This is a genomic window from Trujillonella humicola (assembly GCF_046233715.1).
Classification (GTDB): Bacteria; Actinomycetota; Actinomycetes; order Mycobacteriales; family Geodermatophilaceae; genus Trujillonella; species Trujillonella humicola.
On sequence record NZ_JBJNRJ010000114.1, the window covers coordinates 1 to 1,659 of the forward strand.

The 1,659-nt window shown below is 72.1% G+C and carries 1 protein-coding gene; it reads right to left on the reverse strand.

Annotated elements, in window-relative coordinates; genetic code table 11:
* Positions 1–122: 122 nt before the first annotated feature.
* Positions 123–1,535 (reverse strand): IS1380 family transposase, encoded by a 1,413-nt coding sequence (locus ACK586_RS25295; RefSeq protein WP_409333295.1) that lies wholly within the window; start codon positions 1,533–1,535, stop codon positions 123–125.
* Positions 1,536–1,659 lie beyond the last annotated feature (124 nt).

The following is a 1,659-nucleotide window of genomic DNA, read 5'->3' on the forward strand; positions in this document are numbered from 1 at the left end:
TCGGTGGGCCGCGGGAGTGTGAGTCTGGCATCGGGGTGTGACGGTTCGGCCGAGGTCGCTCGGGTGGGCGCCGGTTCCACGGGTCGGTGTCGTTCGGGTCGTCGGGACGGGTGAGGGCGGTGTCAGCCGGGAGCCGGCACCGGTCCGGTCGTCAGGGTGCGCAGCCGCCCGACGGCGTCTCGGACGACGGCGGCCCAGGGGTGGTGCTCGGCCAGGTGCAGTAGGCGTCGCCGTCCGGTGTGGGCCAGGGTGGCCGGGACGGTGAACAGCCTGGTCCGCAGCCGTTTCGGTTCCCACCGTCGAGCGTCGGTGCCGGCCAGCGCCAGCATCTGCATCCAGGCGGTGAGCTCGCAGGCGAGCGCGACGATGGCGCACCAGATCTGGTTCTGGGCGAAGTCGTGCAGCGGCAGGTTGGTCAGGCCGGTGTCCTTGGCGCAGCGGATGCGGTCCTCGGCGCGGGCCCGGCGGCGGTGCCGCAGCTCGAGTGCGGGCAGCTGGCCGCGGGTGCTGTTGGTGGCGAAGGCGGTGACCCGCAGCCCGTCGGCGTCGGTGATCCGTAGCTGCGCGCCGGGATGGGGGCGTTCCTTGCGGGCGATCACCCGCATCCCCGGCGGCCAGCCGGCCAGATCCAGCAGGCCGGTGAGCTCGGCGACCCAGGCGCCGTCGCGGATCTGATCGTGGGCGTCGTAGGCCGGCGTCCACACCTCGGCGGGGATCTTCTTCAGCAGCTCAGGGGCGTTGTCGGGCAGGCCGAAGCCGATCGAGTACGACAGCCGCTGCCCGTGCAGCCAGTCCAGGAACTTGTGGCTGGCCCCGGCCCCGTCGGTCCGGATCAGCACCTTGCGGCCGGGTCGGCTGCCCGGCCGGTGCCCGGGCAGCTGGGCCAGCGCGGAGCGGGCCACGGTGATGTGGTCGGCGGCGGTGTTGGAGCCGGCGTTCCCCGCCCGCAGCAGCACGGCCAGCGGCTCCCCGCTGCCGTCTGGCCCGTGGTCGAGGAAGGAACACAGCGGGTGGTGCCCGAACCCGCGCTTGAACGTCGGTGCCGCCTGCTCCTTATCAGAGTGGGAGGTGACCAGGGTGGCGTCGATGTCGATCACCAGCGGCGCGGCGGCGTTCACCGCGTGATCGGGGGCGCGCTCCCCGGCCAGCGACCACACCTGCGCCCGACCCGTCGCTCGTGCGGTGTTGATCGCCTTCAGCGCGGCGGGTGCGTCGGCGGCCAGCACGTCGATCGTGCGGGAGACCGTCGGGTCCGAGGCCACCCGGCCGTAGACGCCGGGTTCGGCGCGCAGCAGTGCGATGTCAGCCAGACAGTCCCCGCCCAACGCCAGAGTCAGCGCCAGATCGAGGACGACCTTGCCCGGATCGTGGACCGCCAGCCGCTTGCGCCACGGCGCCAACACCGACGAGAGCGCCGCGTCCAGGCCAGCGGCGGCGACGGTGTCGATCAACAGCACCCCACCGGCCTGACCGACCGCCGGAACGTCGGCCGTGTCGACCTGGACGCGGGGATAGAACCGGCTACGCTTCTTCACCTGGAAGGTGCTCCTCGAACGGCTCGGACAGGTCCCTAGACAAGACCCATCCTTGCTGGTCAGGAGCACTTTTCAGTTGATCAACACCCGCTCACGCCACTCCGCCGTGAAAGCCCCGGGCTAG